Source organism: Paenibacillus sp. EB106-06-01-XG199 (genome assembly GCF_058791575.1).
The window spans coordinates 834555-858502 of sequence record NZ_JBYTDQ010000003.1 but is presented as its reverse complement, the minus strand read 5'-3'; the positions used below and the strand labels follow the sequence as shown (position 1 = coordinate 858502).

The window sequence follows — 23948 nt, the reverse complement described above, 5'->3', positions numbered from 1 at the left end:
CAGTAAGAATCCTGTATGTTGAACAATTTTAATGGTGTGTAGGGGAAACGGTTTGCCCAAATCAACTTAATGTAGTCTATGCTTACAAAACTTAGGGTTAGCTTTCGAAGTAAGTTTTTTCCGAAGTAACTCGATGAAGTCTATGCTTACAAAACTTTTAGGAGGATCACTATGGATTCTGCGCTACTTCTTCAAGAAGCGATAAAGGCACGAATGAGTGCTTATATACCTTATTCCCGCTTTGGCGTCGGTGCTGCGCTGCTGGATCAGGACGGTCATGTCCATCATGGCTGCAATATTGAAAATGCTGCTTACGGTCCGACCAACTGTGCGGAGCGGACTGCAATGTTCCGCGCCATCGCGGACGGCCATAAAGCCCGCAGCTTTCAGGCTATCGCGGTTGTTGCCGATACCGATGGCCCCGTATCGCCCTGCGGTGTCTGCCGGCAGGTGATGGTGGAGCTATGCGGTCCCGACATGAAGGTCATCCTCGGGAACATGAAAGGCGACATCGTGGAGACTACCGTGCGTGAGCTGCTCCCGGGTGCTTTCGGACCGGATGATTTGGAGCAGGGGCAAGCTCCTGAGTAGATATTTGATAGGTGTAACCCTGTTTACAGCGTTATTAACTTGGGAAGATGGCAGAGCGGGAGGGTTGACGTTTCCGGCTATTGCAGAACAAATGTGTGGCGGAAGGTCATTTTGCCTTTCCCGTTACGCTTGCCTAGTTTAGTTGTATTTTGTACAGCTAAACTAACCTGTTTTTTGCAAGATATGTGTTTAGTTGTATAACCTGCAACTAAAATCAGCATAATGGCTCCAAGCAGCGGTTTTTGCCAAATTTAATTGTACATAATGCAGCTAAAATCATAGAGGTAACGATTCAAAGGTATTTAACTGTACAAAATACAATTAAACTGCATAAACCGAAGGATTGTCCAAAAAGACCTAGAAGTAAGAGTTATCTGTTCCATCGCCGACAAGCAGCTTTACCGCTGCACTGCCGCATATGCAGCTAACTAATTTATCCGCTCCGCGTGGTACAAACAGTTGACTAGCTTTCCCGCTCAGCCGGCCAAGTTTCCCGTTCAGCCAGCCAAGTGTGTTCCCGCAGGGAACGAAAGCGCTCTAAGCACCATCCGTCTCACCCAAGCGTCGAACCTAACTGTGCCATCCCATTCCGGGTGTCCAGAGGGCAGGGGCCCTTGGGGTCCCTCTTGGCTAAGGGGGATTTACCGGGATCGAAAAGGTTTTAACAAGAAACTTTATGAATTTGAAGTTATGTCAAGGAAGGAAGATTATATTGAAATTCAAATCAGGGTTTGTCGCCATTATCGGCAGACCGAACGTAGGCAAATCGACACTCATGAACCAGGTGATTGGCCAAAAAATTGCCATCATGTCGGACAAGCCGCAGACAACCAGAAACAAAATCCACGGGGTTTACACTGCCAACAACTCGCAGATCGTATTTCTGGACACACCGGGTATCCATAAAAGACAATCTAAGCTGGGTGACTACATGAACCAGACGGCGATGAGCACGCTGCATGAAGTGGAGGCCGTGCTGTTTCTGGTGGACGCATCCGAAGGACTCGGCGGCGGCGACCGCTTTATCGCCGAGCAATTACACAGTATCAAGACACCGGTTATTCTGGTGATGAACAAAATTGACAAGATTGAGCCGGAAGTGCTGCTGCCGCTGATTACACAGTACAACAAGCTGCATGAGTTTGCCGAAATCGTGCCGATCTCCGCCAAGCTGGGTAACAATGTGAATACCCTGCTGGATCAGGTGGCGAAATATTTGCCGGAAGGTCCGCAGTATTATCCCGACGATCAGATTACCGATCATCCGGAGCAGTTCGTCTGCGCGGAGCTGATCCGTGAGAAGATTCTCCATATGACCCGCGAAGAGGTACCGCATTCCATCGCGGTGGCCATCGAGGATATGAGTGTAGAACCCAATGGAGTTGTGCATATTTCCGCCGTTATTTTTGTGGAGCGCGATTCCCAGAAGGGGATCATTATCGGCAAGCAGGGTGCGCTGCTGAAAGAAGTGGGCCGGCGCGCCCGTACGGATATCGAGAACCTGCTGGGATCGAAGATTTTTCTGGAGCTATGGGTAAAAGTGAAAAAAGACTGGCGCAATCAGGACCGCGTACTGCGGGATTTGGGCTTCCATAAAGACCTTTAATCTTGGGCTCCGCAGCTTCTTGGCAGGAATTGCAAGGATAGAACCTGGTACATCGCACATCCTATTTCTGAAGAGACATCGTGTTTCCGAAGAAAGGATGAATACGAATGCGAGACTTTTCGTGGAAGTATTTTGCAATGACTGGAGATGTCGATGCTTATCTGCTGTACAGGGAAGCCGGAGATCCGCTGGATGAAGGCGGACTGCTGCTTGCAGAGGAAGAGAAGGCCCTTGATGAAGAAGCGCAATAAGGACTGGTTGCTTGCCGAATGGTTGGGGGAAGAGGCATGCTACACAGGGTGGAAGGGATCGTCATCCGCAGCATGGACTACGGCGAGGGGAACGCGATTATTACGCTTTGCACCGAGAACGCCGGCAAAGTAGGCGTTCTGGTGCGCGGCGCCAAGAAGGTCAAAAGCCGCCATGCTGCCCTGATCCAGCTGTTCACTGTAGGGGAATTTGTGTTTTTCCGCAACAACGGGGGACTGGGTACATTAAATGCCGGGGAAATTACACAGTCTCACCATCCGCTGCGCGGGGATTTGTTCAAAGCGGCATATGCTTCATATGCCTGCGAGCTGCTTGACCGTGTGCTGCATGATGAGGAGACGGGAAGCTTTTGGTTCCGCCAGCTTTCCGCCTGCTTGAATGCACTTGAGGACGGCAAGGAACCCGGCGTCATTATAAATGTTTTTGAGATGAAAATACTGCAGGCGGCCGGATATGGTCCGGAACTGGATGCCTGTGTCGTATGCGGGTTGGACAAACCTGATGAAGAACTCAGAATAAGTCCCCGTCTCGGCGGGGTGCTCTGCCGCAGCTGCAGGCATAATGATCCTCCAGCCATGGAGATTTCTCCGCGGGCGCTGAAGCTGCTGCGTCTATTCGCTGCACTTGATTTAAACCGGCTTGGAAATGTCGACGTGAAGGAAGGCACCCGCGCAGAACTTAAAAAGATTATGCGTGCCTTTATGGACATGCAGCTCGGGCTGAAGCTGAAGTCGCAAGGATTTCTTGATCAGCTCGACAAATACGATATTTGACGAAATCCAAATTTTCCGTTACTATGGTGACAGTTTCTTCTTGTATACAGCCGTTGTTGCTCTGACATTTGGAGACGTACAGTGATCGGGAAAGTAGTGGGCAAATTTGTCGCTTAAGCGAGCCGGGGATAGTGGAAGCCTGGCGGGACAAGGTTCATGAACAGGGCACCCGGGAGTACGGTAACGGCAGAATGAAAAGTGGATTGCGCTCATCGGATGTGGCCTGCTTTATTGGCCGGATACCGGATGCGTAATCAAGTAGGGTGGAACCGCGGGAGAATAAGTTAAGCTCTCGTCCCTATGTCTGTATATCAGGCATGGGGGCGGGAGCTTTTTTGCCTTGTGGCGAGGATCTTAACCAAGAATCCTGTACCGCCGCAAGTATAAAAGAGGACCGCCTCCATCGCGCAGGAGCAAGATGCCTCAAGGCACAGTGTGCCAAAAACTTGTAAGCGAAGGAGTCGGTAGTATGAATTTTCAGCAGATGATTTTGACACTGCAGCAGTTCTGGGCAGCAGAGAATTGTATTCTCGTCCAGCCGTATGATACGGAAAAGGGGGCGGGAACGATGAACCCCATGACGTTTTTGCGTTCGCTTGGACCGGAGCCTTGGAAAGTAGCTTATGTTGAGCCTTCCCGCCGTCCATCGGATGGACGTTATGGCGAGAACCCGAACCGCCTGTACCAGCATCACCAGTTCCAGGTGATTATCAAGCCTTCCCCGGACAATATCCAGGAGCTTTATCTGGAAAGCCTGAAGGCGCTTGGCGTAGACCCGCTGCAGAATGATATCCGGTTTGTCGAAGATAACTGGGAGAATCCGTCGCTGGGCTGTGCAGGCCTTGGCTGGGAAGTATGGTTGAACGGCGAAGAGGTTACTCAGTTTACTTACTTCCAGCAAGTCGGAGGAATTGAGACCAAACCGGTTGCTGTTGAGATCACATACGGATTGGAACGTCTGGCTACCAACATCATGAAGAAAGAAAATGTGTTTGATCTGGAATGGGTGGACGGCATGACCTATGGTGATGTATTTCATCAGCCGGAGGTTGAGCACTCGACCTATACATTTGAAGTCTCCGATGTCAAAATGCTGTTCACACTCTTTAATACCTACGAAGAGGAAGCACGCAGAGCCATGGAGCACCATCTGGTGTTTCCGGCTTACGATTATGTGCTGAAATGCTCGCATACCTTCAATCTTCTGGATGCACGCGGAGCGATCAGCGTTACCGAACGCACGGGCTTTATTACGCGGGTGCGGAATTTGGCCCGTACCGTTGCGGCGACATATCTTGAGGAACGCGAGAAGCTTGGCTTCCCGCTGCTGAAGAAAGAAGGTGCTGACCTTGTCTAAAGATATATTGTTCGAGATCGGTTTGGAAGAGGTGCCTGCACGCTTCATCCGCGCTGCGATGGAGCAGTTGAAAGACAGAACAACTAAATGGCTGGAAGCTTCGCGTATTTCCCATGGCGGAGTCAACGCATATGCAACACCGCGCCGCCTTGCGGTTCTGGTGAAGGATGCCGCCGAAAGGCAAGAGGATATCAGCGAAGAGGTGAAGGGCCCTTCCCGCAAAATCGCGTTGGACGCGAGCGGCGAGTGGAGCAAGGCCGCACTCGGCTTTGCCCGCAGCCAAGGGGTGTCGACGGAGCAGTTTACCTTTAAAGAATTGGCCGGAGTGGAGTATATCTACGCCACCAAAAACAGTGAAGGTGTAAATACTTCCTCGCTATTGTCCGAAGGACTCAGCGGCATTGTCGGCTCGATGACCTTTCCGAAAAATATGCGCTGGGGAGCGTATGATTTTAAATTTGTCCGTCCGATCCGCTGGCTGGTTGCCTTGTTCGGGCAAGAGATCATTGATCTGGAAATTACAGGGGTCAAAGCAGGCAATACCAGCCGCGGGCACCGTTTCCTTGGAACGAATGCTGTTATTGCTGAACCTGCGGATTATGTGGAAGCTATGCGTGCGCAGCATATGCTGGTAGATGTGAAGGAACGTGAAGAGTTGATCCTGAACCAGATTAATAAGCTGGCTGAGGAGAAAAGCTGGACAATTGCCATCAAAGAAGATCTGCTGGAGGAAGTGCTGTTCCTGGTAGAGACACCGACGGTACTGTTCGGCACCTTCGATCCTTCGTTCCTCAATATCCCGCAGGAGGTGCTGATCACCTCGATGCGGGAGCATCAGCGTTACTTCCCGGTCTTAGATAGCGCAGGCACGCTCCTGCCGTTCTTCGTTACCGTTCGTAACGGAAATGCAGAATCGCTGGACGTCATTGCCAAGGGGAACGAAAAGGTGCTGCGTGCCCGACTATCGGATGCGAAGTTCTTTTATGGAGAGGATCAGAAACTGCAGATCAGCGATGCGCTGGCTAAGCTGGAATCCATCGTGTATCACGAAGAGCTGGGCAGCGTTGGCGATAAGGTTCGCCGCATCCGTGCCATTTCTGACAAGCTCGCTGCGAAGCTGGGGCTGTCCGCAGATACCGCGGCTGAAGTCAGCCGTACGGCTGATATTTGCAAATTCGATCTGGTGACGCAGATGGTCTATGAGTTCCCTGAGCTTCAGGGCACAATGGGTGAAGATTATGCCCGCAAAGCGGGAGAAGCGGAAAATGTGGCAAAAGGTATTTTTGAACATTACCAGCCGCGTTTTGCCGGAGATGCAGTTCCTTCTACACAAGCTGGTCTTGTAGTCAGTCTGGCCGATAAAATCGATACGATCGTGGGCTGCTTCTCCATCGGCATTATTCCGACCGGTTCACAGGACCCTTATGCGCTGCGCCGCCAGGCGGCAGGCATCGTGCAGATGGTGCTGGAGCATCAATTGCCGATCTCTTTGCAGGAAATTTTCGCTGCGGCTTTGGAAATTCATGAAAATTTGCGCACAGAGAAACATTTTACCCCTGAGCTGCGTATAAACCTTTACGAGTTCTTCGGTCTGCGCGTAAAACGACTCTTGTCCGACGACAATATCCGATACGATGTGGTGGATGCAGTCACTGCCGCTGGTTTTGATGATATTGTCGCTGTTGTAGGCAGAAGCCGTGCGCTTACCGATGCTGTGAATGCCGTCGCTGATTTCAAGATCACTGTGGATTCGCTGACTCGTATCAGCAATCTGGCAGCGAAGGCGCAGGAAGGTATTGTGGTTGTGCCTTCATTGCTGAAAGAAGAGGCCGAGCTTAAGCTGTACGAAACATGGCAGGGTATTCACACGCCGTATCATGAAGCGCTCACTGCCCGAAATGCTGCTGAGGCGCTGCGGATTCTTTCCGGCCTGAAGGATGCCGTTACCGGATTCTTTGATTCCGTAATGGTCATGGCTGAAGACGAGGGAATACGTGCCAACCGTCTTGCGCTGCTGGCAGGCATTGATGCCGACTCCAAATCTTTTGCTGATTTCGGTAAGCTGGTTTGGTAAAACCCGGCAGTATCCAAGTAATGTTTGTGAATTTCATGGTATAGATCGATGGTTTAGGGTATAAATATACGGAACGGTGCCAATGCGTAAGTTGACATTCGTTCCGTATTTATGCTTTATCAAAGAAGGATTTTCGTTTGGCAAAGCGTATATATATTACACGGGAATTTGGTGATGTCATGTTGAGATCCCAAGCAAGAACAATTGTAGTCGACGGGGACGCATGCCCGGTCAAGAAGGAAATCGTTGCTGTAGCCCGTTCTTTCGGCATTCCGGTATTGATGGTTTCTTCTTTTGACCATGTGCTGCAGGCTGAAGAAGGTGTTACTGTGGTGCAGGTGGACCGCGGTGCTGACAGTGCAGACCTCTATATTGCCAATCATGTTTCTGCTGGAGATGTAGTCATTACCCAGGACTACGGCCTGGCGGCACTTGCGCTCGGCAAACGTTGCAAGGTACTCTCTAACCGGGGACAGGAATATGACAATTCCAACATGGATTTTATGCTGGAGAGCAGGCATGCCAGTGCAGTGGAACGCAGGCGGGGGCACTATTCCAAGGGTCCAAAAGCGATCACCGCAGAGGAAAAAATGAATTTTCAACATAAACTGACAAAACTTTTAACAATTTTGCAGGAGAATGTGGAGCTATAGCGAATTATATTTATTTGTTAAGAGATGAAGGTGGTTGAAGTGGCTAGCGGACACGGTAATATTCCAGAAGAAGTTATCGAGAGCGTGCTGGCGCGGCATGACATTGTCGATACCGTCGGTAAGGTTGTCCATTTGTCCAAGCAGGGGAAATATTTATGGGGCCTCTGCCCGTTCCATTCGGAGAAATCCCCTTCCTTCACCGTAACCCCGGACCGGGGAGTTTTTCATTGCTTTGGCTGTGGTATGGGCGGAAATGCCATCAAATTCAGGATGGAAATCGAAGGGTTATCCTTCCCCGAAGCAGTCAGAATAATGGCGGAAGAAAGCGATATTGCTATTCCCGAAGGCAAAGGAGGCACATTATCTCCTCCCGATCCTGAGCGGGACCGGCTGATACAGGCTTATGAGTTATCGGCCAAATTTTATCATTTTTTGCTGAAGAACACGGAATACGGCACTGCCGCAATGAATTATTTAAGATCCCGGAACTTCAGTGATAAAATGATCGACCAGTTTCAAATCGGCTATGCTCCAGACCGTTGGGACACCCTGCTGCAGTTTCTGGAGAAACGGAATTTTGATCTTGCTGAAATGGAAAAGGGCGGGCTGTTATCTGCCAGGGGCGAGGGCAAAGGGTATCTCGACCGCTTTCGCGGGCGCGTTATTTTTCCGATTGCGAACCGCACAGGCAAGACCATCGCTTTTGCTGGAAGAATTCTTGGGGAAGGTCAGCCGAAATATTTGAATTCCCCGGAGAGCAGACTATTTAACAAAAGCCGGATTCTGTACAATTTGCACCAGTCCAAAGCATCCATCCGCAAAACGCGGCAAATCGTCCTCTTCGAAGGATACGGCGATGTCATTTCGGCCTGGGAAGCAGGTGTGCATAACGGCGTGGCTACCATGGGAACCTCGCTGACTGAGGGACATGTAGCCCTGATGAAAAGTCTGGCTGACGAGATTGTTCTTGCCTACGATGGTGACCGGGCTGGACAAGCTGCAGCGATGAAGGCGATCCCGATGCTGGAAAGCAATGATCTGCGGGTGAAGGTTGCCGTGCTGCCGAGCGGTCTGGATCCGGATGAATTTATCTCCCGTCACGGCGGGGACAGATTCAAAGAACAGGTGATGGATTCGGTGGTTTCATCCATAAAATTTAAGCTTATATATCTGAAAAAAAACCATATACTCCTAGAGGAAGACGGCAAAATCGCCTATGTCAAGGAGGCATTGGAGATTATTGCATCACTGCAATCTTCGACCGAGCGTGAAGTTTATCTGCGGGAAATATCCTCAGAGCTGGAGCTGTCATATGATAGCTTAAAGCAGGATTGCAACTTACTGCGGGCGTCGATGCAAAAAAACATCCCCGAAGGGGATAATAACGATAAAAGGTGGAATAATGGTAGGCATAAAAAAGGGCAGGTGCAGACACCTACTTTACTGCCCGCTTATCATGTTGCGGAACGGCGCCTGCTATCCTTTATGATTCAGGACCCGGAAGCTGCTACTTATGTAGGCGAACGCCTCGGAGAAGAGTTCAACATCGATGATCATGCGGCAATCGCCGCTTATCTATATGCCTATTATGCGCAAGGCAAACCACCCGGCATCAGCCGTTTTTTATCATCACTACAGGATGATCGTCTGGAAAAGACTGCAACAGCGATATCCATGATGGACACACCGCCGGATTGGAATACGCAGGTTTTGGACGATTGTATCCGTGAAGTAAGGAAGTACCCCCTGCAGCGCAGGATGGAGCAAAAACGGGAAGAAATGATTCAAGCGGAGAAATCCGGTGACTTTTTGCGTGCGGCACAAATTGCAAGTGAGATTATAACCCTAGAGAGACAATAAGAAATTGACAGGATGTACCTAGGGAGGAGGGAGTCGAATTATGGCGAACGATCAGCACACTGAACTGGAAGCAGAATTTACTCTGGATCAGGTTAAGGACCAGCTTATTGAGCACGGCAAGAAAAGATCATCATTGAACTACAAAGATATTATGGAGAAATTGTCGCCGTTTGATCAAGACCCCGAGCAGATGGAGGAATTCTACGAGCAGCTCAGCGACCTCGGTATCGAGGTTGTAAATGAGAATGACGAAGAAGGTTCGCCGCTCCGCCAGAGTGAGGACAACGAGAATAGCGACTCTGACGACTTCAGCTTTGACGACGATTTGTCGCTGCCGCCGGGAATCAAAATTAACGACCCCGTCCGGATGTATCTGAAGGAAATCGGACGTGTGCCGTTGCTCTCGGCTGACGATGAAGTCGAACTGGCCATGAGAATCAAAAATGGTGATGAGGAAGCGAAACGCCGGCTGGCTGAAGCCAATCTGCGGCTCGTTGTCAGTATCGCCAAGCGTTATGTTGGACGCGGCATGTTGTTCCTGGATTTGATCCAGGAGGGCAATATGGGTCTGATCAAAGCGGTTGAGAAATTTGACCACAACAAAGGGTTCAAATTCAGTACCTATGCTACTTGGTGGATTCGTCAGGCCATTACGCGGGCGATCGCTGACCAGGCGCGGACAATTCGTATTCCAGTGCATATGGTGGAGACCATCAACAAGCTGATTCGTGTCTCCCGTCAGCTGCTGCAAGAGCTTGGGCGCGAGCCTTCGCCGGAAGAAATTGCGGCTGAAATGGAATTGACGGTTGAGAAAGTCAGAGAAATCATGAAGATTGCCCAAGAGCCGGTTTCCCTGGAAACACCAATCGGTGAAGAGGATGATTCGCATCTGGGCGATTTCATTGAGGATCAGGAGGCGCTTGCTCCTGCGGATGCAGCAGCCTATGAACTGCTGAAGGAACAGCTGGAGGATGTGCTGGACACGCTCACCGAGCGTGAAGAGAATGTGCTTCGTCTTCGTTTCGGTCTGGATGACGGACGGACGAGAACGCTTGAGGAAGTGGGTAAAGTATTCGGCGTAACCCGTGAGCGGATCCGCCAGATTGAAGCAAAAGCGCTGCGTAAGCTGCGCCACCCAAGCCGCAGCAAACGGCTTAAAGATTTCCTCGAATAGGTTTCATAAACCGGACCTTCTGCTGCACGGTGGCAGGAGGTCCTTTTATCTTGAGATACACCTAAGTAAAGGTGTGAAAAGAGAGGGATTAGCCGTTGAATTTGGAAAAACGAGAAATTATATTAAGAGAAATTCATTACTGGAGAAGGAGCAAGCTGCTACCTGAGCAGTATTGCGACTTCTTGACCAACCTTTACGATGATGAAAAGGAGATCAAAGACAGCAATCCGATCTCGCTGAAAAATCTTCAGCAGGGCAGCATCAAAATATGGTTGTTTGGTTTTGGAATTATTTCCTTGATTTTCTTGATTAGTCTTTATTTTAGCGTTTTTCCTTGGCCTTTGCAACTTGCCACAGCTCTATGTGTACTAATTGTTTGTTACGGTTACTCGGCTATTTACCGGGACCGAAACCACATGATCAGTCTTGTTTTGGCAGGAGTTGGAAGTGTACTGACGATAGGATTTGGCCTCTGGCTCATTGCTCTGCATGATCTGAACGCGGACTTGTGGCGGCCGCTGCTGATCGCAGGATGCGGCCTATTGTGGGTGATACTCGGATTCACATTGCGTATAGGCTTGCTGCACTATTGCGGGTTTGCCTTCTGGGCCCTGCTCTATGCCGGGTTCTCCGGCCAAATGCGCCCTGATGCTTCAGTCCTGGAGCTTGAGCTGCTCTGGCTGCCGCTCTGTATACTGATGGTCTGGCTGAGCTGGTTGTTGTACCACAGGATCAAAGGGGTTTCAGGGGTATATCTGGGCGTCGGAGTGTCGCTGTGGCTGATGCCGGAGATTGATGCGTTGTGGCTCAGACCGGATTATCCGGAATGGGTGTCGCTGGTGTTAATATTTAAGATTGCAGTTGGCCTTGCGCTGCTGTTTATTTTCCGAAAAAAATGGATAACGTGGGTGGCCTCATGAACAACGTAAAATTATCAAACCGGCTCCAGCTTGTGCTGGAGCAGATTCCAACAGGCAGCAAACTTGCCGATATCGGCTCGGATCATGCGCTGCTTCCGGTAGCAGCCTTGAGAAGCGGGAAAGCGGTCTCTGCAATAGCAGGTGAAGTCAATCCAGGACCTTATGAAGCAGCACGTAGAGGTGTGGCGGAGGCGGGCCTGGGCAAACAGATTGAGGTGCGGCGCGGAGACGGCCTCGAAGTGCTGGAGCCGGGTGAAGCTGACAGCATCTCCATCGCCGGAATGGGCGGCGCATTGATAGCCGCTATTCTGGACCGCGGCAAAAGCCTCGGCAAGCTTGCAGGTGTGAAGCTGCTTGCGCTGCAGCCAAATGTGGGCGAGGATATTCTGCGCCGCTGGCTGCTAAACAACCACTGGGTGCTTACGGCAGAGCATATCCTGGAAGAAGACGGGAAAATATATGAAATACTGACGGCGGTCCCTGACGGTGAAGCTGCAGGGATCACAAATGAACAGCTTTATCGTGAACGGCAGCTTGCTGGCGGCAATATGGTATGCAGCAAGGAGCTGCTTCTGCAAATGGGGCCTTGGCTGCTGCAAGCGCCAAACGCTGTATTTACTGCCAAATGGCAGAGTGAGATTGCAAAATTGGAAGGGATTCTGGCTTCTCTGTCCCGCTCGGAGCTTGAATCGGCGGAAGAAAAGCGCAGCAGGATCACGGCACAGATCACAACAATCTCGGAGGTGCTGAAATGTACGCCAAAGGACAAACTGTAATCGGGTATATGGAGCAGCTTGCCCCAAAACATCTGGCTGAGGAATGGGACAACATCGGCCTTCAGCTGGGCAGCCTGCAGAAAGAAATTACCGGCGTGCTGGTTGCACTGGACGTCAACGACGACATTGTGGACGAAGCGATTGCTCAGGGCTGCAACCTGATCATCGCCCATCACGCGATTATCTTTCGTCCGCTTAAGGGGATACAGACCGAAACACCGATGGGCAAGCTCTATGAGAAGCTGATCAAAAATGATATTGCCGTATACATCAGCCATACCAACCTGGATGTCGCTGAAGGAGGGATGAACGACTGGATGGCGGAAGCGCTTGGCATCGAGAACGGTGTGCCGATTAAGGACATTCATACCGAGCAGTTGTCTAAGCTGGTTGTATTCGTGCCGAAGAATCATCACCAGAAGGTGCTGGATGCCATACTGAATGCCGGTGCAGGCTGGATCGGCAACTACAGCCATTGCAGCTTCAACATCGAAGGCTACGGCACCTTTATTCCGCGTGAAGGCTCGGAACCTTATATTGGAGAAGCGGGTAAAATGGAACGCGCTGAGGAAGTCCGCATTGAGACGATCGTGCCGCTGTCTATCCGCAATAAAGTAGTTCAGGCGATGCTTAAAGCGCATCCTTACGAAGAGGTGGCGTATGATCTTTATTCCATGGACCTTAAAGGCCGCAGCCTCGGACTCGGGCGAGTAGGCAAGCTTAAGGAGCCAACAACGCTTGGCGAATTTATCGGGACGGTCAAAACCGGCCTGAAGGTTGATCACGTTCGTGTTGTGGGCGATTTGAACCGGCCCATCCGCAAAGCGGCTGTTATGGGCGGCTCGGGGGCGAAGTATTATAACAGCGCCATCTTCAAAGGAGCCGATGTGCTGGTGACTGGCGATGTCGATTATCATACGGCTCAAGATGCTTACTTGGCTGGCATCTCATTAATTGATCCGGGACATAATGCGGAGAAGATTATGAAGGAGAAAGTGGCCGGTTGGATTCAGGGCAAGCTGGCTGAGCATAAGTACGGTACAGCGGTATATGCTTCGCAGATTGATACAGAGCCTTTCAAATTCCTGTAGATTCCCTTTATTTACACTTGTGCAGGTTGCGGCAAATCTGTATAATATACAATGTTGATCGGGAAGTTTGACAGACAATCGCCGGTGTGCGTGAAGACGCCGCGGGAGGAAAGTCCGGGCTCCACAAGGCAGGGTGCTGGATAACATCCAGTCGGCGCGAGCCGAAGGATAGTGCCACAGAAATGGACCGCCGATGGCCGCTTTCGGGCGGCACAGGCAAGGATGGAACCGAGGTGTAAGAGACCCCGAGGAACGCTGGTGACTTCGTTCCTGGTAAACCCCATCTGGAGCAAGACCTAATGAGACGCAGCGCTTCCTTAACCGGAAGAGCAGCCTTCGCCTGAGGCGTGTCTAGGTTGGTCGCTGGAGCTGTGCAGTAATGTATGGCCTAGATAGATGATTGTCGCTTATGGTGGGAGGGTAGTTCCCGTTTGAACCACGACGAGCACAGAACCCGGCTTACGGCAAACTTTCCTAACTGACAACTCTTATGAACTATTATTCTGTGAAGCTTATATACGACAGACAGCGGCCTTCCTTTGGAAGGTCGCTTTTTTGTGCGCCTTAGTTTAAAGATAAAATTAAAAAGACCGCATCGCTCCCTGTTATGAGGACGGTACGATCTTTTTTGTTGTTTTAGATGATCACTCTGGCGGACCTCAGTGACGTTATTTATGCGACAATACTGTTTTTGTCGTAGAAGCGGACTCAGGCTGCGTTATTTACTAAAATAGTGAGGTTAATAGCTGTTCTATTGTTAAATAACTGCACTGGAGTCCGCACCAGGCATTATTGAGCTGATTTTTGACAAATTAGGTCCCTCGAGTCCGTGCCAAAAGCAGCTCATATAGAGTCTTCAAGGCAAGGAGCAGCGTTTTTCCGGAATTCCACCTTCAGACTAAGCACGAACGTGCCGGAGTATTCCTGGTTGGCTGTTCTAGCAGAAGCAACAATATCTGGCAGGCAACGCAGCGGGGGCTCTGTTATTCCAGCGCCGGCATAAGCGTTGTCTCCAGGCTCTGGGAGTACTTGATGAGGGCCTTTTCCAGCCGCCCTACAGCAAGCGGAACCAGCTCCGGCGGAGTATGGGTGAAGTTCAGCCGCATTGCATTTTTCACAGGCTTGGCGGAATAGAACACTTCACCGGGCACAAAGGCTACACCTTGCTCCACAGCGAATGGAAGCAGCCCGGCAGTGTTAATAGCGGTGGATAGCTTCAGCCACAGGAACATCCCGCCCCGGGGTTCTTCGAACTTTGCGTCTTCCCAGCCGCGCGACGCCAGTTCGGCTGAGAGCTGCTTCATCCGTGAGTGGTATTCGCGGGAGATAAGACGGATATGTCCCTCAAGGTCAAAGACCCGAAGCAGTTCATAGAGGGCACGCTGGTCTATGGTGCTGGAATGCAGGTCGGCTGCCTGCTTGGCTTTGGCAACTATCCGGATCAGCTCAGCCGGACCGATAATCCAGCCGGTACGCAGGGCAGGCGCGACTATCTTGGAGAATGTTCCCGTGTAGACGACACAGGATTCCCCGCCGTAGCTTCTGTCGATCGCTGCCAGTGATGGAGGATAGGCATCAGCGGAATCGTCGAACTTAATTTCACCGTAAGGGTTGTCTTCAAGAATCAGCACGCCGTATCGTCGGCACAGGGAGACAACTTGTTCGCGGCGTTCCTTGCTCCAGGTTGCCCCGGAGGGGTTGTTGAAGGTAGGGACGGCATAGAGCAGCTTGGGGCGGTGTGTGCGAAGCTGCTCCTCCAGATGGTCAGGCAGCATGCCGGATTCATCGCTCTGAACAATGTGAATGTCCGCCCGGTAGGAGTTCAACACCTGCAAAGCTGCCATGTAAGTTGGAGCTTCCACGAGGACAGCATCTCCGGGATCAAGCAGTATTTTGCACAGCAGATCTATGGCTTGCTGGGAGCCTGTGGTAAGGAGCATTTCCGAGATATCCGTCTGGATACCCTGATGGGTCAGCCTGGCCGCAACCTGCTCACGCAGCGGAATATAGCCTTCGGTGAGACCGTATTGCAGTGCCGATGTCTCGCCGGCAAGAGCCCGGCTGTAAGCCTCACGAACAGCTTCTACCGGGAAGAAGTCTTCGGCGGGCAGTCCGCCTGCCAGTGAAATGATGTCTTTGCCTTGGGTAATCTTCAGAATTTCGCGAACTGCCGAGGATCCCAGATGTTCCGTCATCGTAGAGTATTTGATCTTCATAAAAAATGCTCCCCGCTTTACAATTTTGTTGTATCATAACGGCATAGCGGTATAACAGTAAAGCGTTGAATATAACAGTGGGGGGGGAAGTGCAGATGCATATTGATTTACTCCGCAGCGGCAGTAAATCTTTGCCGCAGCAAATCAGCGAAACGATGGCCCAGCGGATCACTTCGGGATTGCTGCAGCCGGGAGCCCGCCTGCCTTCCGTGAGAAACCTGGCATCTTCCCTGAAGGTAAGCCAGGTCACGGTAAGCAAAGCTTATGCTGAACTGGAAAGTCACGGGCATATCACCTGCAGCCAGGGAAAGGGCTGTTTTGTGGCCGAGAGAGCGCGGATGTCCCTGGATGCTGGGACGGGGTGGCAGGACGGGTATGACGACTTTTTGCCGCGGGCTCAGCTATGGCTGAATTTTGATTACTCCAAGGTGGAATATCCTTTTCATATGGCGGCGATTCATGGCGATCTGCTTCCGCTGGATTCTATCGGCGCGACTATGTCAACTCTTGTGACCGAACAGCCGGAGCTAATGGCTTCGTACGGCAATTTTCAGGGGGATCTAGAGCTGCGGGAAGTGATGTGCAGACATCTGCAAGGTCATGGAATCCATCTGCGCTCATCTGATTTAATGATCACGAGCGGAACCCAGCAGGGTATTGATCTGGTGGCCCGGACGTTTGTCGGCCCCGGGGATACCGTGTATCTGGAAGCGCCCAGCTATACGGGGGCTATAGATGTTTTTGCCGGACGTGGTGCGGAGATGATCTTTGTGCCCATGGACAACGAAGGAATGAAGGTGGATGTGCTCACTAAACTATGCGACCGGAGACCGCCGAAGCTAATCTATACCAATCCTACGTTCCAGAATCCGAGCGGCGTCACGATGAGTATCACAAGAAGACAGCGGCTGCTGGAACTAGCTAGAAGCTACCGCTGTCTCATTGTGGAGGATGATCCGTTCAGTGATCTGTATTTCCGCAAGCCGCCTCCGCCTTCGATCAAATCGATGGATGCAGAAGGGCATGTTGTGTACATGAAAAGCTTCAGCAAAGTCATTGCCCCGGGCTGCAGAATTGCCTGCGTTGCCGCCGGAGGCAACATTCTCTCCCGGCTGATTGCCGCCAAATCGGCGAGTGACCTCGGGAGCCCGCTGCTGACCCAGAAGGCGGTGCTTCCGTTCATTGCGCGCAAATATGAGACTTACGCAGAGCAACTGCGGACCGCGCTGCGGGGACGTATGGAGAAGGCGGCAAAGCTGCTGAAACAGCATGCCCCTCAGGGAGTGTCCTGGAATCTGCCTGAGGGCGGGCTGAATTTGTGGCTGCAGCTGCCCACGCCCAGCGGCATCGGCAGGCTGCATGAGCTGGCAGAGCAGGAGGGCATCTCTTTCCTTCCGGGCGATGTCTGCTACTCCGGAGAGGTCCCTTCCCGCCATATCCGGCTATGTTATTCGCAGATGAAGGAAGCGGATATGGAACGCGGGCTGCGGCTGTTCCTGAGGCTCTTGGACAAGCATCTCAGCTCTGTCCGTTAATTGCTGTTCTCCAGATTGTGCTGCATGGATTTCAATTGACGATCGACATGCTGCGGGAATAGCTGCAGCGGAACTACACTTCCCCCGGCTGCCCGGAGTGTCCTATAGATATCGACCTGACCCCAGCCATAATACTTATCATGGCCGGTATCGCCGAGGTCGACGGCGTTCGAAATCATCAGCTCCATGACCTCCTTATTGGTCAGCGCCGGGTTGAGCGAACGTACAAGTCCCGCGAGTGCAGCTACATGGGGGCTGGCCATGGAGGTGCCGGACAATGCTGCATATTGGTTGTCGGGGTAGGTGCTGGCGATGCTTTCCCCGGGTGCGGTGACATCGATGTAATCCCCGTAATTGGAGAAAGAGGCTTTTTCTCCATTAGCGTTAGTCGCGGCAACCGCCAGAACCTCCTCATAAGCAGCAGGAAATCCCGGACGTTCAGTGTTATCGTTGCCCGCTGCGGAAACGATAACGACATCGCGGTCATAGGCATACTTAATCGCATCATGCAGAAACTGCGAATCGGCATAGTTGCCGAGGCTGAGATTGATCACCTTGGCTCCTTTGTCGGCTGCCCAAATAATACCCTCAGCGACGGAATACGTGGTGCCTGCGCCGGAGTTGTCCAGCGCTTTGACTGGAAGGATTTTATTGTACCAGCTGATGCCGGCCACTCCCTCCTCGTTGTTGATCACCGCGCCGATAATGCCGGCTACATGAGTTCCATGCCCCACATCATCATTCGGTGTCGAACCTTTTGCGATCGCGTTATATCCGGCCAGGAGCTGGCCCTGCAGATCCGGATGACTTGCCTGTACGCCGGTATCGACCACAGCCACAACCACTTCCTTGCTGCCCTTGGACAAATTCCAGCCTTGCTCTGTTTCAATAGCCGGCAAATTCCATTGGTAGGTAGAGAACAGCAGATCATTGGGTGTAATTACACTGGCCCCTGTATTTTCGACTGCGGTCTCATTGGTTAAATACATATAGTGAGGTTCCGTATATTCAGGCTGCCATTTAGAGGTGAAGTAGGATTTAAGCTCGGCATAGTTCATTTTATCCGAACGGAAAATATAGGCATATCCCAATTTGCGCGGCTCCTTGCAGCGGATGTCCGCAGTTATAGTCTGGATCTGTCCAGCAGTGAGATAGCCGTTCTTAAAGCGTACGACGATTTCATTCTCGTAGAAATGGCTGGCGTTCTCGTTATCATGGCCGGTCTTGACGGTGATATCCTTCAGCGTATCAGCATGAATCGATTCCACCCGGTACTTCCCTTCCTTCGGATAAGGAATCAGCCGCAGATTTTTGAGCTGATGATCGGCGACACGGTCGAGGATCTTCTGATTAATCAGGGCAATGACGCCAATTTTTCCATCCTGATCACGCTGAGCCATGAAATAATATTTTTTCTGACCGATGATGAAGGAGGGGGATTCATAGGATTGATGGCCTCTGATCGCTGATTTTGCCGTGTTCAGGTACTTTAGCAGCTGTTTATTCTCCTGACCGCTGCCCTCCGGCAGGGAGGATTTGAAGGTGTGTGTTTGCTGGGTAACGAAATCGATCCAGATAAGCATGGTGATATGTCCGTGTCCTTGCTGCAGACGTTTGGCATATGCTGAAATATCTCGGGGCGCTGCACCATGCGTATCAGCAAGCATTGTTCTTAGGTGCTTGCCCACGTCAGTTCGGTTTAGCCGGTCTGTAGCTTTAACATCCTGAACCAGGGAAGTTTTCTTGACTGTTTTTTCCTGGGAGGGATTAGGTACGGCTGCTTGTTTCAGCTTCCCGTCTCCTTCATGCCGCAACGCAAACGTCAGTAGAACTACCGTGAACGCAGCGGTGACTAAACCGGCGACGCTTAAATTTTTACGGGACATATTTTCCGCTCCTTCATGGCATCGTAATAGCTATAGGTTTAGAAGAGAGTGCCCCTTTTATGCATCACAGAAAAGGATACCGCGTCCCAAGGTTTTATGTTAATATCAAAAAGAGTAATAGGAATAATTAAGTTACAGGGAAATAAGCAATACCTATTGAGAATGACTACCAGAAGTTGAAAATGACTACAAGAAGCAAGGACTAATAAGGGGGAGCACTCGCCATGTCAGCAGCCAATGTGCAGAAATTGTGTGAAACGACGAGAGAAAAACTTAAATCCGTGATCGGTAAAATGGAATTATTCCTCAACAACCATGCCCTGCCTCAGCTAGTAACCGAAGAAGATGAAGAAACGGTAGCTTTTTATCAAGGTTTCCTGTCCGATCTCCGCCACCTGCTGGTATTCTCGGAAATGTCTTATGAGAAGCTGGGAGTTGCCCTGCGCCGCGCCACATTTGACGAAGCATTCGCGCAAAAAGCGCTATATAATGTATATCATTATGGAGTCAACAATTTCTTTTATCCAAAGAATGAAAGTTACTCCGAGGACGGCCGTTACGCCTACACAGGCCAGGATGCCATCCGTTTCCGCAAAAAGCCTGTTCGCCCGGCCCGTGATATTATTATGGAGATTACCAAAGTCTATGAAGAGCTGCGCGATGACCTCAATTATTATGAGAATGATTATTTAACTGAAAAGCGTATGCAAAACCAGGTTTAACATCTTATGTCATATTTCGCGAAATTCAAAGGATCGTTTCTGTCATGAACACATGGCGGAACGGTCTTTTTTGTAAATATAAGCATTTATATGTTTCACACGATAAATTATCCTTCTATTTCTCGCTGAAACGGTACCGTCCTTAAAAAGGACGGCGAAGCCGTTTCCACTTGATTGATTAAGCTTTCTGCAAAGCGTGGGGACAGAGTGTTTTTGTGGGTATTGTGGTGGGGACTGGCACCTCATCTACCGCATAGAGATGAAATTCCACGGACATAATGATTCCTGAGGTGATCACATGACAACCACAAAACCGCTTGTAAGATGTAGTGTGAGCAACTGTCATTATTGGGGTGAACAGAACTTATGCCGGGCCGAGGAGATCGTTATTGAAATTGACAAGCATGTAGGCAGCCGGTTCAAGGAAGAATATGCCGAAGAGATGATAGCTAACAATCATCATGATCATGCCGCAACTTCGTCCGCGACCTGCTGTCTGACCTTCAAGCCTAACAACTAGGAGGCCTGAAAATGGACAAACACAGTGATAAATCCAAACTTGACCCGTCCGAAAGGAAAAAAATCATCCTGCGCCCGCGGAGAGTGGATTATCCCCGGCGGGACCGGGCCCACAATGAAGAGTATGCCGCGGAGATAAGCCCGCTTCCGGCACATATTCACAGCACAGGCGGCAAAACAGCCGAATCCAAGGAGCGCAGTGAGACAGAGACCGGCAGCAAGGGGCTGGGGAGGGTCGGGCTGGGCTTCGGGATTGCCTCCTTGTTCATCTGGTCGGTTATTCTGGGTCCCGTAGCTGCCATACTTGGGTACTATGCTTACGCCAAAGGGCAAAAAACTACAGGCGCATGGGCAATGGGACTGGGGATTGTATCTACGCTCAGCTATTTTGTCATGATACCATTTGCCCGCTAACCTAAGAAGAAACCGGAAGCAATGAAATCAAAACAGGCTTTTAGACCTAACTATAAGGGTCTGAAGTCTGTTTTTTCATGTCAGCATATAGCAATTATTATAAATCGACTGTAAAATAAAGTCGTATTTTAAATTTAAATTGAGTTTCTTAAGGTAAGGAATTTTATATAGAGGATCAGCAGAAGGAAAGGACAGTGCAATATGGCGATCAATCCGGCTTCAGGGAGCGGAGTTGGGCAACTAAGATGGGTGAACTTAAGAAGTTCGAGCCTCAAAAGTGAAACAGGGAAAAATCCCAGTGAAGTATCGGGTTCAACGTCAGCGGAGTTTTCCGCTTTGCTGCAGGAGCGGACGTTGCAGCCGGGGGATAGGGACAGCGCCACTGCACTGAATTCCCTTGGCGACAACTCCTCCTTAAGCGGTCTGCTGTGGCAGCAGCTTGGAGGGACAAGCGATTCATATGACGCAATTTCTGGGGAAATAACGGAAACCAGGCCCACCGATTATGAAGAGCTGATTCAGACGGCCAGTACGAAGTATGGTGTGCCGGTAGATTTGATCAAGGCAGTAATCGATACGGAATCCTCGTTCAACCCGAATGTCGTTTCTTCGGCGGGAGCGAAGGGATTGATGCAGCTGATGGATGGCACGGCGAATGGCCTCGGCGTTTCCGACCCCTTCGATCCGGCTCAGAGCATTGACGGCGGGGTACGTTATTTATCGTATCAGCTGAAGCGTTTTGACGGGCAGGAGAAGATGGCGCTTGCCGCTTATAATGCCGGGCCCGGACGGGTAAACAAGCTCGGAGTCAACAGTGACCAGGAGCTGATGGAGAAGCTTTCCCAGCTTCCGAAAGAAACCCAGGACTATATTCTCAAAATAGAACGCGCCCGCGCTGAATACGCAGTATAATAAAAAGGATCAAATGGTGTCGTCTGGACCACTCTGGTGGCGGGACCCGTTTGATCCTTTTTTCCGGATCAGTTATTCTATATTCTCGCGCATGATCAGCACAGAAGCAAAGGAGAGACCCGATATATGCTGTACTGGGATTATGCCGCTGCCGCACCCCCTTATGAAGAAGTAGTGCAGACGATGGAGCAGATTATGAAGCAGCATTATGCGAATCCCTCGTCGCTGCACCGTGCAGGTACGGAAGCGGACCGGCTTATCAAACGTTCAAGGGAAGTCTGCGCAGCCGCGCTCGGAGTGAAGCCGCAGGAGATTCTGTTCACCTCCGGCGCTACCGAAAGCAACAACCTCGCGGTTAAAGGTGCTGCTCTTCAGTATCAGAGCAGGGGACGCCATATCGTGACTACGGAAATAGAGCATCCTTCGGTCTATGAGAGCTGCCTGCAGCTGCAAAACATGGGCTGGGAGATCACCTTTGTAGCACCAGACAGCTCAGGAATAGTTGAGCCCTCCCGTATTGCCGCTGCGGTGCGCCGGGATACTGTACTTGTCAGCGTGATGCATGTCAATAATGAGGTTGGAACAGTGCAGCCGCTGCTGGAGATCGGGCGGCTGGTGAAGGCTGCCAACCACCGGACGCTGTTTCATGTGGACGGAGTGCAGGGCTACAGCGGGTTTGAGCCAAGACTTGGTGAATGGCAGGCTGACCTGTACAGCTTATCCCCCCACAAAATCCGCGGCCCGCGCGGGGTAGGGCTGCTGTTTGTAAGAGAAGGGGTTACGCTATTCCCGTTGCTGACTGGCGGCTCCCAGGAAAACGGACTCCGCGCCGGCACAGAAAATGTGCCGGCGGTTGTGGCTTCCGCCAAAGCCATCCGCATGAGCGGCGAGCGGAGGGAACAGGTTAACAACGTGATGATTCCGCTGCGCAACCGGCTGTTGAAGTTTGTGGCCGGCATCCCGGAACTGAAGGTCAACAGCAGGGAGGACGGAGCTCCGCATATTGTCCATTTCTCTTATCCCGGTATGAAGGGGGAAGTGCTGGCCCGCAAGCTGGAGGAACTGGGGATGGTCGTATCCACCCGTTCGGCCTGCTCCTCGCGGCTGGCCGAGCCGAGCCGGATTCTGCTGTCCATGGGCAGGGATGTTTCTACGGCACTTGGCGGAATCCGCATTAGCCTTGGCGACAGCCATACGGAAGCTGATATTGCCCTGCTGGAGCAGGCGCTGCTTAAGGCTGTACAGTCTTTGAAGATTGTTGAAGGAGGCATGAGATAACCGATGAAAGAGCAGGAAACTGGAACTGCCATAGGCGGCGGAAGCAGTATTGAATATGCAGATATGCTTATACTGAGGTTCGGGGAATTTACACTGAAGGGCAAGAACCGGGCCCGGTTCGAGAAGACGGTGCTGAGCCATGTGAGGGAGATGGTCAAGCCGTATCCCAAAGTGGTGCTGAGCAAGGAATTCGGACGGATTTATGTGCAGTTGAACGGTGAGCCGGCCGGCGAATTGGCGGCGTCGCTGAAGAATGTATTCGGCATCGCCTCTATTAGTCCGGTCAAGGTCTCTTTATCGGAGTTTGACGATATCCTGTCCGCCAGCCGGACATTCCTGAAGATTATCGCTCCAGCCCCGGGTACTACCTTTAAGGTCAACGCGCGCCGGGTATGGAAGGAGTTCCCGCATGGCTCCATCGAGATGAATAAGCTGATCTCAACTCCGCTGCTGCAAGGCTACCCCGGCCTGATCGTGGATGTGAAATCACCGCAGATGGAGCTCAAGATCGAAATTCGCGAGGGGTATACTTATATTTTCTGTGAGAATATCCCCGGGGTCGGAGGGTTTCCGCTGGGAACCAACGGAAAGGCTATGCTCCTCCTGTCCGGCGGTATTGATAGTCCTGTGGCAGGCTGGTCTTCGATGCGCCGCGGTTTGGAAGTGGAGTGTGTCCACTTCTACAGTTATCCTTATACAAGCGAGCTTGCCCGCCAGAAGGTCGTGGATCTTGCGCGGGTACTGTCTCGTTATGCCGGGGTGATTAAGCTGCATCTCATTCCGTTTACGGAGGTGCAGACCGCTTTTACGGGGATTGGCCAGGATAACCTGATCATTACGCTGATGAGGCGGGCGATGCTGAAGATTACCACCCGGCTGGCTGAACGGGAAGGGGCACTTGCACTTGTTACCGGGGAGAGTCTGGGGCAGGTGGCCAGCCAGACGTTGTCCAGCATGAATGTCATCGGCCGCGCTACAACACTGCCGCTGCTGCGGCCGCTGGTCATGATGGACAAAAGCGAGATTGTGGAGCTTTCGCAAATGATCGGCACGTATGATTTATCTATCCTGCCTTACGAGGATTGCTGCACGTTATTTGTGCCTAAATCACCTACGACTAACCCGAATCTGCGGATTGTGGACAAGATTGAAGCGACGTTGCCCGGATATGCCGAACGGCTGGATGCTGCTGTCGCGGGGACAGAGACGATTTCCATTACGCCTTACGGGGATGAGAAACCAAGCGATGTAGTTCCGGCGCAAGCCGGGCTGCAGGAAGAGTGGTTCTAACACAATAACAGGGGGCCGAAACCGTTGACAG

Annotated in this window: 21 protein-coding genes and 1 other RNA gene; 20 read left to right on the top strand and 2 right to left on the bottom strand. The window is 51.3% G+C overall.

Going from position 1 to position 23948, the window contains the following annotated elements; translation table 11 throughout:
* Positions 1 to 171 precede the first annotated feature (171 nt).
* From AC3WT9_RS14655 to rnpB, 13 genes are all read left to right on the top strand, one after another.
* Positions 172 to 591, top strand: a complete 420-nt coding sequence (locus AC3WT9_RS14655; RefSeq protein ID WP_341095527.1) for a cytidine deaminase — start codon at positions 172 to 174, stop codon at positions 589 to 591.
* A gap of 775 nt (positions 592 to 1366) precedes the next feature.
* Positions 1367 to 2197, top strand: coding sequence for a GTPase Era (era, locus tag AC3WT9_RS14650; protein ID WP_341097758.1), 831 nt, complete (start codon positions 1367 to 1369; stop codon positions 2195 to 2197).
* Between the two features lie 107 nt (positions 2198 to 2304).
* Complete coding sequence (locus AC3WT9_RS14645) at positions 2305 to 2448, top strand: YqzL family protein (protein WP_341095525.1); 144 nt, start codon at positions 2305 to 2307, stop codon at positions 2446 to 2448.
* A 36-nt stretch (positions 2449 to 2484) separates the two neighbouring features.
* Positions 2485 to 3240, top strand: a complete 756-nt coding sequence (gene recO, locus AC3WT9_RS14640; RefSeq protein WP_341095523.1) for a DNA repair protein RecO — start codon at positions 2485 to 2487, stop codon at positions 3238 to 3240.
* A gap of 469 nt (positions 3241 to 3709) precedes the next feature.
* Positions 3710 to 4597, top strand: a complete 888-nt coding sequence (gene glyQ / locus AC3WT9_RS14635; RefSeq protein ID WP_341095521.1) for a glycine--tRNA ligase subunit alpha — start codon at positions 3710 to 3712, stop codon at positions 4595 to 4597.
* Positions 4590 to 6671, top strand: coding sequence for a glycine--tRNA ligase subunit beta (gene glyS / locus AC3WT9_RS14630; RefSeq protein WP_492407690.1), 2082 nt, complete (start codon positions 4590 to 4592; stop codon positions 6669 to 6671). The genes glyQ and glyS overlap by 8 nt, the downstream gene beginning before the upstream one ends.
* A gap of 179 nt (positions 6672 to 6850) precedes the next feature.
* On the top strand, positions 6851 to 7324 hold the full coding sequence (locus AC3WT9_RS14625) for a YaiI/YqxD family protein (protein ID WP_341095517.1): 474 nt from the start codon (positions 6851 to 6853) through the stop codon (positions 7322 to 7324).
* 39 nt (positions 7325 to 7363) lie between these two features.
* Positions 7364 to 9184 carry a DNA primase gene (dnaG, locus tag AC3WT9_RS14620; RefSeq protein WP_038600472.1) on the top strand — a complete coding sequence of 607 codons (1821 nt, stop codon included), beginning with the start codon at positions 7364 to 7366 and terminating at the stop codon, positions 9182 to 9184.
* A 40-nt stretch (positions 9185 to 9224) separates the two neighbouring features.
* Positions 9225 to 10358, top strand: a complete 1134-nt coding sequence (gene rpoD, locus AC3WT9_RS14615; RefSeq protein ID WP_038595416.1) for an RNA polymerase sigma factor RpoD — start codon at positions 9225 to 9227, stop codon at positions 10356 to 10358.
* 416 nt (positions 10359 to 10774) lie between these two features.
* Positions 10775 to 11278, top strand: coding sequence for a hypothetical protein (locus AC3WT9_RS14610; RefSeq protein WP_341095512.1), 504 nt, complete (start codon positions 10775 to 10777; stop codon positions 11276 to 11278).
* Entirely contained in the window at positions 11275 to 12054 is a 780-nt protein-coding gene (locus AC3WT9_RS14605) for a tRNA (adenine(22)-N(1))-methyltransferase (RefSeq protein WP_492407689.1), read from the top strand. Before AC3WT9_RS14610 ends, AC3WT9_RS14605 begins: the two co-directional genes overlap by 4 nt.
* Complete coding sequence (locus AC3WT9_RS14600) at positions 12030 to 13145, top strand: Nif3-like dinuclear metal center hexameric protein (protein ID WP_341095509.1); 1116 nt, start codon at positions 12030 to 12032, stop codon at positions 13143 to 13145. Before AC3WT9_RS14605 ends, AC3WT9_RS14600 begins: the two co-directional genes overlap by 25 nt.
* A 62-nt stretch (positions 13146 to 13207) precedes the next feature.
* An RNA gene (rnpB, locus tag AC3WT9_RS14595) (RNase P RNA component class A) lies at positions 13208 to 13622 on the top strand.
* Positions 13623 to 14128: 506 nt separating this feature from the next.
* Here the strand turns inward: rnpB and AC3WT9_RS14590 are convergent.
* A complete protein-coding gene (locus AC3WT9_RS14590) occupies positions 14129 to 15361 on the bottom strand; it encodes an aminotransferase-like domain-containing protein (RefSeq protein WP_341095506.1) in 1233 nt (410 codons plus the stop codon).
* 95 nt (positions 15362 to 15456) lie between these two features.
* Between AC3WT9_RS14590 and pdxR the strand changes: the two genes are divergently transcribed.
* Entirely contained in the window at positions 15457 to 16896 is a 1440-nt protein-coding gene (gene pdxR, locus AC3WT9_RS14585) for a MocR-like pyridoxine biosynthesis transcription factor PdxR (protein WP_341095505.1), read from the top strand.
* Here the strand turns inward: pdxR and AC3WT9_RS14580 are convergent.
* The gene (locus AC3WT9_RS14580) at positions 16893 to 18782 is read right to left on the bottom strand and encodes a S8 family peptidase (RefSeq protein ID WP_341095504.1); all 1890 of its coding nucleotides are present in this window, start codon (positions 18780 to 18782) and stop codon (positions 16893 to 16895) included. The genes pdxR and AC3WT9_RS14580 overlap by 4 nt on opposite strands.
* A gap of 224 nt (positions 18783 to 19006) precedes the next feature.
* Here AC3WT9_RS14580 and AC3WT9_RS14575 point away from each other — a divergent pair, with 224 nt between their 5' ends.
* The 6 genes from AC3WT9_RS14575 (at position 19007) to thiI (ending at position 23917) form a co-directional block, all read left to right on the top strand.
* Positions 19007 to 19504, top strand: coding sequence for a YpuI family protein (locus tag AC3WT9_RS14575; RefSeq protein ID WP_038595408.1), 498 nt, complete (start codon positions 19007 to 19009; stop codon positions 19502 to 19504).
* A gap of 298 nt (positions 19505 to 19802) precedes the next feature.
* Positions 19803 to 20024, top strand: a complete 222-nt coding sequence (locus AC3WT9_RS14570) for a DUF1540 domain-containing protein (RefSeq protein ID WP_341095501.1) — start codon at positions 19803 to 19805, stop codon at positions 20022 to 20024.
* Between the two features lie 11 nt (positions 20025 to 20035).
* On the top strand, positions 20036 to 20437 hold the full coding sequence (locus AC3WT9_RS14565; RefSeq protein ID WP_341095499.1) for a hypothetical protein: 402 nt from the start codon (positions 20036 to 20038) through the stop codon (positions 20435 to 20437).
* Between the two features lie 201 nt (positions 20438 to 20638).
* Entirely contained in the window at positions 20639 to 21349 is a 711-nt protein-coding gene (locus AC3WT9_RS14560) for a lytic transglycosylase domain-containing protein (RefSeq protein ID WP_341095497.1), read from the top strand.
* A 126-nt stretch (positions 21350 to 21475) separates the two neighbouring features.
* Positions 21476 to 22627, top strand: coding sequence for a cysteine desulfurase family protein (locus AC3WT9_RS14555; RefSeq protein WP_341095495.1), 1152 nt, complete (start codon positions 21476 to 21478; stop codon positions 22625 to 22627).
* A gap of 3 nt (positions 22628 to 22630) precedes the next feature.
* Positions 22631 to 23917 carry a tRNA uracil 4-sulfurtransferase ThiI gene (gene thiI, locus AC3WT9_RS14550; protein WP_341379536.1) on the top strand — a complete coding sequence of 429 codons (1287 nt, stop codon included), beginning with the start codon at positions 22631 to 22633 and terminating at the stop codon, positions 23915 to 23917.
* Positions 23918 to 23948: the final 31 nt, after the last annotated feature.